Here is a 15,057-nt window from a genome sequence, read left to right on the forward strand (position 1 = left end):
GCGTGGCCTTGACCGGGGAAGAACAGGGGAAAGCAGACGCTTGGGCGAGGAACTCGGGCGAGGAAAACGGCACCCCGCCCGATCCCCGGCCCTTCCGGCGGCATAGCACAGGCCAATTTGGCCGGTCAAATGAACCCGGCGGCCCGATCCCCGGAGGGTGGACCGTCAGCGGCCTTTCTGGAAGGAGACCTCGGGATGAATGGTCACCTGACGCCAGGCTGTTCCCGTGGCATCGGCGCAGATTTCGGCCAGGCGGTTGAACATATTGTGGCCGTTCAGGACGGCGGCACGCTGCCGGGCCAGCAGGTCGGACACGTCGGTGTCCCTGTGCCGTTCCATGAAATCCATGATCCGCCGGTATGTCGCTTCCGGATCGCGGATGTCGATCTCGCAGAAGGTCGAGGGATCGAATGCCTCCCTGACCTTGGTGAACCCATGATAGATCGGGATCGACCAGCCGAGATAGGCGTCGGAAAGCTTCTCCGTCCAGTAATGGCTGCTCTGGTAATTCTCTATGCACAGATGGAATTTGTACGGAGCGATCGCCGCCCATTTGTTGGCGACCTCGCAATAGCCCCGGCCGTACAGGTGAAGCTTGTCACCCATGAGGTCCTTCAGCCGCCGCAGGAACTCCCCGCGGACGACATGCCCCTCGGTGAGCACCTTGTCGGATACGATGGCGGAGACGGCGAAGGCCTTGTCCAGCCCCGTCACGCCGGACAGCAGGTCGTAGCCGATGGGTCCGGAGCCGGGCCACGCCTCCACACCGGACAGCCCGATGTGCCAGGGCAGCGGAACCTGCGAGAGCAGGACGCGGGGATGCTCCAGATCCTCGTGGGAGGTGACGACCAGATCGAACTGGTCCAAATATCCGCGGCTGTAGCGGGACAGGGACGGCGGCTCCCCGGTCGCCAGGACGAGGTTGCCCTGCCGGCAGGTCACCGTCCTCGGCACGTCCAAGTCCTCGTAGACAACCACCCAGTCCGACTGCCCGCCCTGTTGGTTGGCGACGAACTGGTGGTTTCCCCAGCGCCCGGTGCCGCCGGGGGTTTGCCGCAGCCAGGGCTGGTCCCACCATTTGTACAGCAGGTTGACGGTGATCGGAGCGGACGGTGCCCCCTTCGGCTCCGCCCGGACGCGCAGGGGGGCGTTCAGGATGCGCTGCCGGCTGTCGATGTCGGCCAGTTCGGCCAGGGCTTTCTCGTCGCCGGACAGAAGGCGGGAAAGCTCGCCATAGCAGTCCTTCGCCTCGTCCAGCCGGTTGAGGCGCTTGGACAGCGCCCCGGCGAAACGCAGCAGCACGGGCTGGCCGGGAAGCAGGGCCATCGCCCGTCGCGCAAGGCGAAGCGCCTGCCCGTCCCGCCTGACGCCCTCCAGCCCCTGGGCCAGGACGAACCACTGGTTGGCATCGGCCGGATCGATGGACAGGCGGTGGACGCACTGCCGCAGCAGGGCCTCGAACTGGCCCGGGGCGGTGAACTGAAGGCGCTGACGCATCGATCGGCTGACCATTCAAAGGTTGTCTCCCCCGCCCGTCACGGCGAAGGATGAGGCTGAGAGGCGGCCAATCTCGGACAGTCCGCCCACCTTTTCAACATGAAGCGCTTATCGTCCGGCACCTGCCGTCCGGCGGATGCAGACGCTATGAAACCGGCGGGCAGGCGGCCTATAACTCCGGGATCGCCGACCGGTCCCGCTCCACCGGCCCCTTGCTGCCTGCCGCCCTTCCGAAAAAGGCTTTTCGACCCATGAAGCTCCTCCTCATCGACTCCCATTTGACGAAGGCGAGCGATGCCTACAGCGAAACGGAAGGAATGGGTGGCATCGCCTCGTCGCTGATCTACCTGTCCGACTGCCTCGCCGCCGAGGGGCACGAGGTCATGCTTGCCATCGGCAGCGGGCAGGATGCGCGCCACAGCGGGGTCAAGGTCGTCGACTGCACCAAGATCACCGCCGGGGACCTGACCGGGACCGACGCGGTCATCGTCAGCAACAACGCCGACAACGTGACGGCGGTGAAGCGCTTTGTCCCCTCCGTGCCCGTCTTCCTGTGGGTCCATATCCAGCACGATGTGTGGTTCCACGACCTGAAATGCCTGGCCCATTATCTGGACACCGACCACGCGCGCTCCGCCGACGGCATCGTGTTTGTCAGCGAATGGCAGAAGCGGGTCTTCCTGGAGAAGTTCAGGGACACCATCCCGGCGGAGCGGTGCCATGTGATCCGCAACGCCTGCAACCCCTTCGTCCTGCGGCGGCATCACGATGAGGCGGGGCTGTTCGCGGCCAAGCGGGCGGCACTGGAGGTGGCCTATGTCTCGGCACCGACGCGCGGACTGGAAACCCTGTTGAAGCTGTGGCCGGAGGTGCGGGCGAAATGCCCGGCCGCAACGCTGACCGTTTATTCCGGGCAGTCGATCTACGGTGTCGCGCAGGCCGACGACCCCATCCACCGCCTGCTCAGCGGCATGACGATGGAAGGCGTCGACTATCGCGGCCCGCTTTCCCATGCCCGCCTGACCGAGCGGCTGCTGAACACCGCCGTCGTCGCCTACCCCACCGCCTTCGAGGAGACCTCCGGCATCGCCCCCATCGAGGCGCTCGCCGCCGGCTGCAGCCTCGTCTGCACGGACCGCGGCGCACTGCCGGAAAGCGCGGCCGGCTTCGCCACCATGGTCCCCTATGGCGAGGGCGGGGGCGGGTTCGAAAAGGCCTTCACCGACGCCCTGATCGCCAAGATCGGGCAGTGGAGCGACGGCGACGGAGCGGACCTCCAGGCGTCGCTCCGGCACCAGCGGCAGGCGATCGGCGCCAATTACCGCTGGGAAAACCGGGCGCTGGAATGGAAGTCGCTGATCGCCCTGTACCGGATGGGGCGCTGACCGGCCCGTCACCGGATCCGCCGAACGGCGGAAGCCGGGTCATTTCAGAGAGGCATTCGGTTCGCTGCTTACGGCAAGACGGAGTGCTTCCACATCGCCGCCGAATATGTGGTGGGCCAACTTGCGGATTTTGTCGCTGGGCCAGGACCACCAGCGTATCGACAGAAGGAAGTCGACATCGGCGTCGGGGAGCCGCTTGCGGACGATGTGGGCAGGATTCCCGGCCACCACACTATAGGGCGGGATGTCCCGGGACACGACAGCGCGCGCGCCGATGACGGCTCCATCCCCCACAGTGACGCCGGAAAGTATGGATGCCCCTTCCCCGATCCACACGTCGTTGCCGATGATGACGGGACCTTTGCTGAACGTGCTGTTCGGCCCGGCAAGTTCAGGCATCCATTCCGCCAGCATTTCGGCCGGGTAGGTCGAGACACCATCCATGGCGTGCATTCCGCCAAAGTAAATATGAACGCCATCTGCAACCGAACAGAATCTTCCGATTTCGATCCGCCCAGACTCCCCATAGGAAACGATCTCAAGAGGTGCAGAAAAATAGGTGAACGCTCCGACGAAAACCAAACACGGATTTCCATTTGCACTAAAACTGTATGCGGTGTCTCTGTCTTTTGCTTTATGATTGAATGCAATATACATGGTTTCTATACCTGATTATCGCAGTAAATCAGAATTTCTGGATCGCCTGCGGGCTGAATAGCACGCCTGATCGACGTCTGCGTGGGTCTCACTCCTTGCGCGCCACGAAGATGATCGGCGTTTCCCAATGCAGGCGCCGGGCGAGCCAGATCGCCGGTTCCAGCAGGCCGGAGCGGTGGACGAAGGTGACGATGCGCTTGGCGACCGACAGAGCCGCCCAGTCGCCGAAGCCCAGCGTGCGCAGCCGCTGCTCGAAGACGCCCCAGCCCCAGTCCAGCACCTCCAGCCGGCCAGGATGGCGGCCGAGCCAGCGGTCGAACCAGGGACGGTCGATCAGGTTGAGGGTGTCGACATAGGATGGGTCGCGGCCGAACAGCCGGACATAGAGCTTCGCCAGACCGGCCGGCATCCGCGGCAGCCAGAGGATGCCGTAATGCCCCTCCCACCAGGAGCCGTAATTCGGCACGACGATCAGCAGCAGCCCGCCCGGCTTCAGCACCCGCAGCGCCTCGTCCAGCACCGCCGCCGGATCGCCGACATGCTCCAGCACGTTGGAGGAATAGACGATGTCGAAGCTGGCGTCCGGAAAGGGGATCGCCTCGCCGGTGGCGTCGCGCACCGCATCCGCCGGCAGGCCGTAATGCTCGATCAGCCGGCGGCAGACATCGAGCGTGGAGCTGTATTCGCCCATGCTGGGCTCGATGCCGTGGATGTCCAGCCCGTGCGCCGTGTGCCCGCGCACCACGGTCATGCCGCAGCCGGACCCGACCTCCAGGATGCGGGCCTTGCCGGCATCGACGCCGGCAGCCGCGGCCGTCCGCCGCAGTTCCGCCACCTGTTCGTCGGCGCGCGCCTCCGACAGCATGTCGCGCACGACGTCCTTCACCGGCACGCGGGTGACGCCGCCGATGAAGCCGCTGTCAATGTAGCCGCGGGACAGCAGCCGGCCCAGCTCCTCCCAGTCGGGGGGAGCCGCCCGGTCCTGCCAGCCCGCCGCCGCCTCAGCCATTCTTCGTCGCCCGGATCACGAAGATCGTGGCGCTCTTCATCCGGCCCAGCCGGTCCTGGATGCAGTCGGCCTTGAAGCCGTTGCGCTCGAACAGCGCCACGATCTCCTCGATCGAATAGAAGGTCTTGTAGGGCGGGTAGTACCAGTCCTCGACCTGGGCCTGGATCGACACGTTGTCGGCGCGGCGGTTGATCTCCTGACCCTTCAGCGCACAGGCGACCTTGGTCAGGCCGGTGAAGAAGCCGCCGACCAGCTTGCGCCGGGCCGGCGTGTCCATGTAGGCGCGGCAGAAATGGCGCACGCCCTCATGCACCGGCGACAGCCAGGTCTTCAGGTAGAGGCCGAGATAGACGGTGCCGCCCGGCTTGGTGACGGCCATCAGGTTGCGCATCACCTTCATCGGGTCGGGCGCCATCATCGCGACCCCCCAGCACCAGACCAGATCGAACGGACCGAGGTTGGTGTCCAGCTCCTGCAGATCCTGGTGGTGGAATTCGATGTTGTCGCGGCCGAAGCGCTGGGCCTGCTGGCGGGCGGTGGCGAGGCTGTCCGACGAGACGTCGACCGACACCACCCGCTCCGCCATTTCCGACAGGATGACGGAGCAGATGCCGTGGCCGCAGCCGGCATCCAGAGCCTGGCCGATCTGCCGCTCGGTCAGCGTCTCCAGCATGTACTTCTTGGTCTCGTCGTAGATCGGCACGAAACGGGGCCAGAAGTCGTCGTAGAATTCCTTGGTCGCGAGATCCATGGGGCTGCCCTCCTGCCCTTTTCGAGGGCGTCGCGTTGATCGTGATGGCGGTGGTCTTAAGGGGTGCCGGACGAACTCGTCCAGGGGGAATAGGGCCTGATCCGCTGCGCCGCCGCATCCGGCTCGACGAACAGGCGGGCGTTGCGGTTCAGCAGGGCCGCAAGCTGGCTGTAACCGCTCTGGGCGCTGACGCCCAGCACGTCGGCGTTCATCAGCACGTGGAAATCCTGCAGGAACTCCAGCCCCTTCCACGGCTCGACCGCCCCGTCCTTCGCCAGATCGTCGAGCGAAACCGGCGCGAACTCCGCGAAGTCGCCAATGGTCGCCGGGTCGTCGGTGGCGATGTACAGCACCGGCCGGTCCAGCGTCGGCCACAGCGCCTTCAGCCAGTCGACGTACCAAGAGGTCTCGGTGATGGTGTAGCGGAACCAGACGAAGTCACCGCGGCGGATGTGCAGGGCCACCACCGTGTTGCCGCGTGCCTTCAATGCCTGCATCACCGGATCGACATAAGGCAGCCAGTCGGGCCGCGGCCGCAGCCAGGACTGCACCCGCTCGCGCCACGCCTCGCGATACTCGAACAGGAACAGCGGCGAAAGGATGTCGACGCCGGGGCGCGGGTCGCAGCGCCGCCCGGTCACCAGGTCGTTCAGGATGCGCCGGCCGAAATGCATCGGCTTCAGCCCGCCACCGGGCCTGGGATCGTCGAGATCGAAGTAATAGCCGCCGACCCAGTCCGGCGTCTCCAGCCGGTAGCCGTAGGTCTCGGCATAGAGCCGCAGCAGCACATATTCCAGGACGTTGTGGGCAAAGCGGCCATGGGTCGCCAGCGTGGACGAACAGATGCGCGGCAGGGACGGGTCGGGGTTGGCCGGACGTTCCAGCCGCCGGCCCTGCCGGGCCAGGGCCTGCTGCAGCCCGGCGATCGACTTCACCGTGAAGAAGCGGCTGCCATGGCCATGAACCCCGGCCAGCACATCCACCGCACGGTCGATCTCGCCGGCGGCCAGCCAGTTCTCGGCGACCGCGGTCAGGCATTCGATCCTGAAGGCGTTGGGATCGGCCGCATGCGGATAGCGGTAGTCGGCGAAGAAGCGCCGCGCCTCCTCATGCCGCCCCTGGCGCGCCAGCAGGGCCGACAGCATGTCGATGGCGCCGTGCACATCGGTGCCCGGCCGGGTCAGCGCCAGACGCAGCACCTGTTCCGCCTCGGCCAGCCGGCCAAGGCCGGTCAGCACGTCGGCCAGCCGGGTCAGCGCCAGAGTGACGCCGGCACGCGCCGCGGCGGCATAGCTGTCGACCGCCGCATCGGCGAGGCCGGCGGCATGCTGGGCGTTGCCCTGGTTGTAGAGTGTACTCCCCTGCCCCGGCTCAAGGATGAGTGAGCGGCGGAAGGAGACCAGGGCACCGGAAGGATCGCCCAATTCAAGCTGGATGTTTCCAAGCTTTGCATAGGCACTGGCAAAGCCCGGATGCAGGGCGAGCGACCTCTGCTGGCTTGCCTGCGCCTCATCCACCGCTCCGTCCTGCCGCAGCGCGATTCCGAGGTCGTGATAGCTTTCGGGACGATGGGGGTTCAGCCGCAGGGCGCGGCGATAGGCCATGGCGGCCGTCGCCCAGTCGCGCGGCCCGCCACGTCCGCCCAGCAGGGCGGCAAGCGCCAGATGCGCCCCTTCCAGCGACGGGTCAAGCTGGATCGCCCGGTGGTATGCCGCGGCGGCGGCATCCACTTGCCCCAATTCGGACAGGGTGCTGCCAAGGTTGCAGGCGGCGTCCGCCATCTCCGGCGCGATGTCGAGAGCGGCCCGGATCAGGTCCAGCGCCTTGTCCCGGCGGTTCTGGCGCCGCTCGATCAGCCCCAGCAGATGCAGGGCATGGGCATTGCGTGGATCGACCTCCAGAATGCGCAGATAGAGCGCGCGCGCCTCGTCCAGGCGGTCGGCACGCTGAAGTCCCACGGCGATCTGCAATGCTTCGGCGACGGTAGCCATGACAATCCGTGCTGTGCGGCCTCCGGCCCCGGCTCCACGGCCGCACCCGACCGGGGCCGCCGGGGATGGCCGGCCCGTTCGGCGCGCACCCTATCGTTCCGCGATAGGCGCTTCAACTCCGTTCGTGCCGCCGCCGACTTCTCCATCGCCCTGCCGGAAAGCCGATAATGCGGCACGATGCCCGTGCCTTATCTGGGATCGGGCGCAACGCCCCTTGCCTTGCCAGGATCCTTTGAGGATAGTGCCCGATCATTAACGCCGTACAGATCAAGGGTCGGTCCTTTGCGCAAAGTTGCCCTCATCACCGGCGCCACCGGCCAGGATGGCGCGTATCTTGCCGAGCTTCTGCTGGGGAAGGGCTATATCGTCCACGGCATCAAGCGCCGGTCGTCGTCCTTCAACACGGGGCGGGTGGAGCATCTCTACCGGGATCCGCATGAGGAGGACGTCAGCTTCTTCATGCATTACGGCGACCTGACGGACAGCACCAACCTGATCCGCCTAGTCCAGCAGGTGCAGCCGACCGAGATCTACAATCTGGCGGCCCAGAGCCACGTGCATGTGAGCTTCGAGACGCCGGAATATACCGCCAACGCCGACGGCATCGGCACGCTGCGTCTTCTGGAGGCGATCCGTATCCTGGGTCTGGAGAAGACCGCGCGCTTCTACCAGGCCTCCACCTCGGAGCTGTACGGCAAGGTACAGGAGACGCCGCAGCGCGAGACCACGCCCTTCTACCCGCGCAGCCCCTACGCCGCGGCCAAGCTGTACGCCTACTGGATCACGGTGAACTACCGCGAGGCCTACGGGATGCACGCCAGCAACGGCATCCTGTTCAACCATGAAGGCCCGACCCGCGGCGAGACCTTCGTCACCCGCAAGATCACCCGCGCGGTGGCCAGCATCGAGCAGGGCCGCCAGGACTGCCTGTATCTCGGCAACCTGGACGCCAAGCGCGACTGGGGCCATGCGCGCGACTATGTCGAGGGCATGTGGCGCATCCTGCAGCAGGACGAGGCGGACGACTACGTGCTGGCCACCGGCGAGACCCACAGCGTGCGCGAGTTCGTCGAGCTGGCCTTCGGCCACATCGGCCGCGGGATCGAATGGCGCGGCGAAGGCGTAGACGAGGAAGGCATCTGCCAGAAGACCGGCAAGGTGGTGGTCCGCATCGACCCGCGCTATTTCCGCCCGACCGAGGTCGACCTGCTGCTGGGCGACCCCAGCAAGGCGCGCGAGAAGCTGGGCTGGACCCACACCACCGCGTTCCGCGATCTGGTCCGGGAGATGGTCGAGTCCGACATGCGTCTTCTCGCCGGCGGCGGCGATCACCGCTGACACCGCCACCCGCGGCCGCTCAGTGACCGCCCAGCAACCGATGTAGGCGCCGTCCGATGACCATTGGAGGAGTGGCCCGAAGCGAGCCGAAGACCGCACTGATCTTCGGCGTTTCGGGCCAGGATGGCGCCTATCTCTCCCAGCTTCTGCTGGACAAGGGCTATGCGGTCCACGGCACCTCGCGCGACCGGGAGATGGCGGGCTTCGCCAATTTGCGGCGGCTCGGCATTTTCGGCCGGGTGATCCTCCATTCCTCCGTGCTGACCGACTTCCGCAGCGTGGTCGAGGTCATCGCCCGGGTCCGGCCGGCCGAGATCTACAATCTCGCCAGCCAAGCCTCGGTCGGACTGTCCTTCGACCAGCCGGTCGAGACGCTGAACAGCACCATCTCCAGCACCATCAACATTCTGGAAGCGATCCGCTTCCTGAAGCTGGATACCCGCTTCTACAGCGCCTGCTCCAGCGAATGTTTCGGCAACACCAAGGCGCCGGCGGACGAATCCACCCCCTTTCATCCGCGCAGCCCCTATGGCGTCGGCAAGGCCGCCGCCTTCTGGGCGGTCGCCAACTACCGCGAGGCCTACGGCCTGTTCGCCTGCTCCGGCATCCTGTTCAATCATGAATCGCCGTTGCGGCCCACCCGTTACGTCACGCAGAAGATCATCCGCGGGGCTGCCGACATCGCCGAGGGAAAGACCGACGTCCTGGAGCTGGGGACGCTGTCGATCGCCCGCGACTGGGGCTGGGCCCCGGAATATGTCGACGCCATGGCCCGCATGCTGGCTCTGGACGAACCCCATGATTTCGTGATCGCCACCGGCGAGGCGAACCGGCTGGAGGAATTCGTCGCCCAGGCCTTCTCCTATTTCGGCCTGGACTGGCGCCGTCACGTCAGCGGCAATCCGGACCTGCTCCGCCCCTCGGACATCGCCTTCAGCGTGGGCAACTCCGCCAAGGCGGACCGGATGCTAGGATGGCGTGCCGAACGCCGCATGGCCCAGGTGGTCGCCGGGCTGGCGGATGCCGAAATGGCACGCCGGTCGGTCGCCTGAGTCCCCGTCCCAATTCGCTTTCCGAGACCCTAATCCGTCCGGAACAGCCTTCCGAAGAAAGCCCGCCCCATGTCGGCCAGGAGCAAGCTCGTCATCAACATCGAGGTGGACGACCGCACCGTCCTGTTCCCGGACGGAAAGTTCCTGTCCCACATCGCCTTGCATGAAGGCGAAGCGGCGGACGGCGAAGGCGTCCTGCGGTTGGAGGGCGTCTTCCTGTTCAACGAAAGCCGGCTCGGGCCGGAGATAGCCTCCCTGGACGTCGAGGACGCCCGCGAGCTTGCGCGGTCGATCCTGGACGCCGTGTTCCAGGGCCGCACCCAGCATGTCCTGTCGGAGACGGCCAAGGTCGCTGTGGTCTTCAACCCGAACGGCTTTGTCCTGCGCTTCGGCGAAGGGGCGGCCCTGCGGGAGCTGTTCATCGGCTCTCCCGCCATCGTCCGGTTGGCCCAGGGCGTCCTGCGGATGGCCGACCGCCTGTCGGCCCTGCCCGCGCACTGATCCCCCCAAACGGCTTGGCCGCGCTCCGGTCAGGACGTTTCCTGGAAAAAGCGTTCGATCGCCCGGATCGACGTCCCGTCGTCGAACAGGACGGCGCTTCGCTCAAGGATGCGCTGCCGGACCTGGGCGCGCAGCCGCTGATCGGTGCCGAGCCGGACAGCCCGATCGACATAATCGGCCGGATCGTTCGCCACGCAGTCGTCAAGCCCCATCAGCCTGTAGAAGCCCAGGGTATGGCGTCCGCGCATGAAGGCGCCGGGCCAGGTCACCACCGGCGTGCCGAAGGCCAGGGCCTCCAGGCTTGTCTTGCCACCGCTGTAATGGAACGGGTCGAGCATGACATCGGCGTCGGCGGTCAGTGCGATGAAATCCGCGGTCCCCAGCCCCGGCAGCAGGTGGATGCGGGCGGCCACATCGGGTCCCTTGGCGCTCAGCCGCCGCGTCAGGGCAGCGCCTTGGCCGCGCGGATCGACAAAGACTAGGATGCCGTCACGATCCCGTCGCAGAATGGCGATCAGGGCGTCGTCATAGACGGGATGAATCTTGAACAAGCTCTGCGGACAGAGGTAGAGCCGGCTTTCGGCGGCCAAGCCGAAATCGATGCGGGTCTTGCGCGGTTCGGCCAGCCGCGGGCGCCGGTAGCAGACGGTCGGGCCAGGCAAGCGGATCAGGCGTTCGCTGTAATGAGCCTCGCCATCCTCCGGCTCCATCACATCGCAGCTCAAGAAGACGTCCAAGGTGGGAATGCCGGTGGTGTCCGGATGCCCCCAGCTCAGGCATTGCCGCGGCGCCAGCCGGGCAAAGGCGAGGAAGTAGGTGAAGGGCGACATGCCAATGTCGGTGTAGTACAGGACATCCAAGCGCTCCTCGGCGACGATATGCCGTGCGGCACCGAGATCGTGCGGAATGTCGACCGCGCGGTCCGCCACGGTGCGCAAGTGGCGCCGCAGGTCGTCGTCCGGCCCTGGCGTGAGGAAGAGCACCACCTCGAAGCGTTCGCGCGACAGCCGCTCGATCAGCCCCTCGTTCAGCATGCCGATGGTGTGGTTGTGGAAATAGTCGGAGATGAAGCCGACGCGGAGCCGCCGACCGGCCCTGTCCTCCGCCGCGCTGGGCCATCCGGACTCCCGGCAATGCGCGGCGGTGTAGAGCAAGGAGGGGCAAGCCTCCTGGTACAAGGCAGCCAGTTCGCCGTTCAAGGCACGATTGTCGAGCCCATGATAGGACAGGAAAAAGGACGTGACGCCGACCTCGCGCAGCGGATTGTCGATGCGCAGGCCGTGCTCGCGCGCCTGCCGCAGCACGGCGGCGCAATGGGCGCGGCTTTCCTCGATCTCGGCCGCTGAATGGGGGATGGCCGGCAAGGTCAGCGCCTCGCGCACCAAAAGCCCGTCTCCTCCGCCCAACCGCCAAGCCCGGCGGTAAGCCCGCCGCGCCTCCTCCAGTTGGCCGGCACGCTGGGCAACGATGGCGACCTTGCGGTAGGCCTCGGCCACGTTGGGTTCCAGCGCCAGCCGATGCTTCAAGGGAGTGAGCGCTTGCGGGTTATCGCCCTGCTCGCTCATGCAGCTTCCCAACCCGTCGAGCAACCGGGCATCGCCCGGCCGCAGCCGCAAGGCGCGACGGAAAGCCGCATCGGCTTTGATACCAAGGGAATGAAGCAGGATGGCCAGGTTCACCGCATAGACCGGCTGGCCCGGATCAAGAAGCATGGCCGTACCAATGTGGGCCAGCCCCTCCTCGCCATGGCCGGATGCGCACAAGGCGGTGCCGAGCATGTGGCGGGTGACGGCATGATCGGGCGCCAGCCGCAGCACCTCCCGCGCGAGCGCCGCTGCCTCGGCGAAATGCCCGGCGGCATGACGCTGCTGGGCATGGGTGAAGACATCTTGGATCAAGGCCATCGGGAACCGAAACACCGCTTACCGGAATAGGTCCGCACAAAGGGAAAGGGGGCGCCCCTGCGGGCGCCCCCTCCTTTTAGCAGGCTTGGGCTCAGGCCCCCATCATCAACCGAGGTTGATGTCGGAGAGCGAGAGGACGGTGCCGTTGTAGACGCCGAGCAGCCGGACCTCGGTGGCGGCCACCTGGCCGTCGCCGTTGGTGTCGACCACTTGGTACAGGCCGGAGCTGGTGCCGTTGTTGGCCAGAACCAGCGTGCTTGCACCAGCCGACGAGTTCGTCAGCGTCCCCAGGGCCGAGCGGAAGCTGGCCAGCGAAGCGTCCGTCAGGCTGCCGCTGACGACCGAGGTCAGGCTCACCAGCTCGTTGGAGCCGATGTTCACGCCGTTGGTCGCAGCAGAGGCCGTCGAGAGCGAGGCATCGCCGTTCTTGTCCGCAGCGGTCCGGGCCGTACCGGTCAGCTGCACCTTGTCGGTGCCCGACTGGAAGTTCGAGACCGAGACGAAGCCGGTGTTCGCGCCCAGCGCCGAGATGTCGGTGAAGGACGAGTACACCACCGTGTCGGTGCCGCTGCCCGAAGCCAGGCTCAGGCTGTCGCCCGTGCCGGCCTGGAAGCGGATGCCCGCACCGCCGGTCACCGTGATGGCGTCGGTGCCCGTGCCGCCGATCAGCGTCTCGATGCCCGAGACCGACATCGTCACACCGGTGTTGCCCAGCGTGATCACGTCGTTGCCGGTGCCGCCGGTCAGGGTCTCGATGCCGCGCAGCAGGACCGTGTTGCCGCCATCGCCGAGGCTGACGAGGTCGGAACCGGCGCCGCCGACCAGGATCTCGATCCCGCTCTCGGCCCGCATGGTGACGCCCGTGTCGCCCAGGATCACCAGGTCGCTGCCCGCACCACCGATCATGGTGTCGATGCCGCGGGTGATGACGGTGTTGCCCGCCGCACCCAGGGTCACGACATCCGAACCGGTACCGCCGACCAGGAACTCGACGCCCGAGGCCGTCATCGTCACGCCGGCCGAACCGGTGAAGACGATGTCGGTGTTGGCGCCACCGACCAGGGTCTCAACGCCCGTCACGGTGACCGTGTTCGGGGTGTCGCCCAGGGTGATGACGTCGGTGCCCACGCCGCCGATCAGCGTCTCGACCGCACGGGTCAGCAGGGTGCTGCCCGAGGTGCCCAGAGTGATGACGTCGGTGGCAGCGCCGCCGACCAGGATCTCGATGCCCGAACCCAGCGTCATGGTGACGCCGGTGTCGCCCAGGAACACCAGGTCGCTGCCCGCACCGCCCGACAGGGTGTCGATGCCGCGGGTGATGACCGTGTTGCCCGAGGAGCCCAGGGTCACGACATCCGAACCGGTGCCGCCGACCAGGAACTCGACGCCCGAGACCGTCATCGTCACGCCGGCCGAACCGGTGAAGACGACGTCGGTGTTCGCACCGCCGGTCAGGGTCTCGATGCCCGTCACGGTGATGGTGTTCACCGTGTCACCGAGCGTGATGACGTCGGTGCCCACGCCGCCGATCAGCGTCTCGATGCCGCGGGTCAGCAGGGTCGTGCCCGAGGTGCCGATGGTCAGCACGTCGGTGCCGGTGCCGCCGACCAGGATCTCGATGCCCAAGCCCAGGTTCAGCGTGTTGCCGGTGTCGCCCAGGATCACCAGGTCGGAACCCGCACCGCCGATCAGCGTCTCGATGCCGCGGATGGTGGTGGTGTTGCCGGCCGTGCCCAGGGTCAGGACGTCGGTGCCGGCGCTGCCGATCACGAAGTCCGCACCCGAGACGGTGAGGGTCGAACCAGCCGTGCTGGTGAAGATCACCTCCAGGCCCGTGCCGCCGATCACCGTTTCGATGCCGCTCACCAGCAGCGTGCCGCCGGCCGAGCCGATGGTCACGATGTCGGTGCCCACGCCACCGGTCAGGGTCTCCAGACCCGAAACCAGCAGGGTGTTGCCCGCGGTACCCAGCGTGACGATGTCGGAGGCGAGGCCACCGATCAGCGTCTCGATGCCGCCGACGATCAGCGAGTTGGCGGTGTTGCCGAGCGTGATGACGTCGGTGCCCAGACCGCCGGTCAGCGTCTCGATGCCGCGCAGCAGCACCGTGTTGCCGGCCGTGCCCAGCGTGACCACATCGACGCCCGTGCCGCCGACCAGGATTTCCAGGCCAGCCGCCAGCAGCGTCGAACCGCCCGAACCCAGGAACACGAGGTCGGAACCCGTGCCGCCGGTCAGCGTGTCGATCGCGTTGACCACCAGGGTGTTGCCCACGGTGCCCAGCGTGATGATGTCGGTGCCCACGCTACCGGTCAGGGTCTCAAGACCCGAAACCAGCAGGGTGTTGCCCGCCGTGCTCAGCTGGATCAGGTCGAGGCCTGCGCCGCCGGCCAGGGTCTCGATGCCCGAAACCAGCATGGTGGTGCCGGTGTCGCCGATGGTGACGACGTCGGTGCCGACGGAGCCGATCAGGGTCTCAAGGCCACGCAGGATCAGGGTGTTGCCCGCGGTGCCCAGCGTGACGACGTCGGTGTTGGTGCCGCCGACCAGGATCTCGATGCCCGAAGCCAGCATCGTGTTGCCGGACGAGCCCAGGAAGATCACGTCGGTGCCCAGACCGCCGGTGACCGTCTCCAGCAGGTTGGCGAGCAGCGTGCTGCCGGCCGTGCCGATGGTGATCAGGTCGGTGGCGGTGGAACCGGTGATGGTTTCCAGAGCCGAGACCAGCAGGGTGTTGCCCGCCGTGCCCAGCGACACGACGTCGACGCCCGAGCCGCCGTTCAGCGTCTCGATCAGCGTCACCGCGAGGGTGTTGCCGGCCGAGCCGAGGGTGACGACGTCGGAGAGCGAGCTACCGGTCAGGGTCTCAAGACCCGAAACCAGCAGGGTGCCGCCCGTGGTGCCGATCGTGATGGCATCGGAGGCGGTGCCGCCGATGATCGTCTCGAACAGCGAAACCGTCGCGGTGTTGG

The 15,057-nt window shown here is 66.8% G+C and carries 11 protein-coding genes; 4 read left to right on the plus strand and 7 right to left on the minus strand.

All coding sequences use genetic code 11. The features are described from left to right. Positions 1–165: 165 nt before the first annotated feature. Positions 166–1,497, minus strand: coding sequence for a glycosyltransferase family 10 (locus TSH64_RS00275; protein WP_158285311.1), 1,332 nt, complete (start codon positions 1,495–1,497; stop codon positions 166–168). 251 nt (positions 1,498–1,748) lie between these two features. On the opposite strand from TSH64_RS00275, the gene TSH64_RS00280 reads away from it, so the two are divergent. Further along, entirely contained in the window at positions 1,749–2,882 is a 1,134-nt protein-coding gene (locus tag TSH64_RS00280; RefSeq protein WP_158285312.1) for a glycosyltransferase family 4 protein, read from the plus strand. Between the two features lie 39 nt (positions 2,883–2,921). On the opposite strand, the gene TSH64_RS00285 is transcribed toward TSH64_RS00280, so the two are convergent. From TSH64_RS00285 to TSH64_RS00300, 4 genes are all read right to left on the minus strand, one after another. Continuing rightward, complete coding sequence (locus TSH64_RS00285) at positions 2,922–3,539, minus strand: CatB-related O-acetyltransferase (protein ID WP_109095165.1); 618 nt, start codon at positions 3,537–3,539, stop codon at positions 2,922–2,924. Positions 3,540–3,627: 88 nt separating this feature from the next. Beyond that, positions 3,628–4,548, minus strand: a complete 921-nt coding sequence (locus tag TSH64_RS00290; protein WP_109095166.1) for a class I SAM-dependent methyltransferase — start codon at positions 4,546–4,548, stop codon at positions 3,628–3,630. Beyond that, a complete protein-coding gene (locus TSH64_RS00295) occupies positions 4,541–5,299 on the minus strand; it encodes a class I SAM-dependent methyltransferase (protein ID WP_109095167.1) in 759 nt (252 codons plus the stop codon). Before TSH64_RS00295 ends, TSH64_RS00290 begins: the two co-directional genes overlap by 8 nt. Positions 5,300–5,355: 56 nt before the next feature. After that, positions 5,356–7,290, minus strand: coding sequence for a tetratricopeptide repeat protein (locus TSH64_RS00300; protein ID WP_109095168.1), 1,935 nt, complete (start codon positions 7,288–7,290; stop codon positions 5,356–5,358). Between the two features lie 282 nt (positions 7,291–7,572). Between TSH64_RS00300 and gmd the strand changes: the two genes are divergently transcribed. From gmd to TSH64_RS00315, 3 genes are all read left to right on the plus strand, one after another. After that, a complete protein-coding gene (gene gmd / locus TSH64_RS00305; RefSeq protein WP_247872677.1) occupies positions 7,573–8,628 on the plus strand; it encodes a GDP-mannose 4,6-dehydratase in 1,056 nt (351 codons plus the stop codon). A 56-nt stretch (positions 8,629–8,684) separates the two neighbouring features. After that, complete coding sequence (locus tag TSH64_RS00310; protein WP_109095170.1) at positions 8,685–9,680, plus strand: GDP-mannose 4,6-dehydratase; 996 nt, start codon at positions 8,685–8,687, stop codon at positions 9,678–9,680. Positions 9,681–9,749: 69 nt separating this feature from the next. Continuing rightward, positions 9,750–10,181, plus strand: a complete 432-nt coding sequence (locus TSH64_RS00315; RefSeq protein WP_109095171.1) for a hypothetical protein — start codon at positions 9,750–9,752, stop codon at positions 10,179–10,181. 29 nt (positions 10,182–10,210) lie between these two features. Here TSH64_RS00315 and TSH64_RS00320 read toward each other — a convergent pair whose 3' ends face one another. Further along, a complete protein-coding gene (locus TSH64_RS00320) occupies positions 10,211–12,085 on the minus strand; it encodes a tetratricopeptide repeat protein (RefSeq protein WP_109095172.1) in 1,875 nt (624 codons plus the stop codon). 105 nt (positions 12,086–12,190) lie between these two features. Next, positions 12,191–15,057 (minus strand): calcium-binding protein (locus tag TSH64_RS00325; protein ID WP_146207959.1); only part of this gene is annotated, 2,867 nt, incomplete at its 5' end.

It is taken from the genome of Azospirillum sp. TSH64, from assembly GCF_003116035.1.
Taxonomy (GTDB): domain Bacteria; phylum Pseudomonadota; class Alphaproteobacteria; order Azospirillales; family Azospirillaceae; genus Azospirillum.

Bases quoted from the DNA above. Each gene is read 5' to 3' on its own strand.
- TSH64_RS00280 (WP_158285312.1), top strand. From the start codon at position 1,749: ATGAAGCTCCTCCTCATCGACTCCCATTTGACGAAGGCGAGCGATGCC.
- TSH64_RS00290 (WP_109095166.1), bottom strand. From the start codon at position 4,548: ATGGCTGAGGCGGCGGCGGGCTGGCAGGACCGGGCGGCTCCCCCCGAC.
- TSH64_RS00295 (WP_109095167.1), bottom strand. From the start codon at position 5,299: ATGGATCTCGCGACCAAGGAATTCTACGACGACTTCTGGCCCCGTTTC.
- TSH64_RS00285 (WP_109095165.1), bottom strand. From the start codon at position 3,539: ATGTATATTGCATTCAATCATAAAGCAAAAGACAGAGACACCGCATAC.
- TSH64_RS00275 (WP_158285311.1), bottom strand. From the start codon at position 1,497: ATGCGTCAGCGCCTTCAGTTCACCGCCCCGGGCCAGTTCGAGGCCCTG.
- TSH64_RS00300 (WP_109095168.1), bottom strand. From the start codon at position 7,290: ATGGCTACCGTCGCCGAAGCATTGCAGATCGCCGTGGGACTTCAGCGT.
- TSH64_RS00320 (WP_109095172.1), bottom strand. From the start codon at position 12,085: ATGGCCTTGATCCAAGATGTCTTCACCCATGCCCAGCAGCGTCATGCC.
- TSH64_RS00315 (WP_109095171.1), top strand. From the start codon at position 9,750: ATGTCGGCCAGGAGCAAGCTCGTCATCAACATCGAGGTGGACGACCGC.
- TSH64_RS00310 (WP_109095170.1), top strand. From the start codon at position 8,685: ATGACCATTGGAGGAGTGGCCCGAAGCGAGCCGAAGACCGCACTGATC.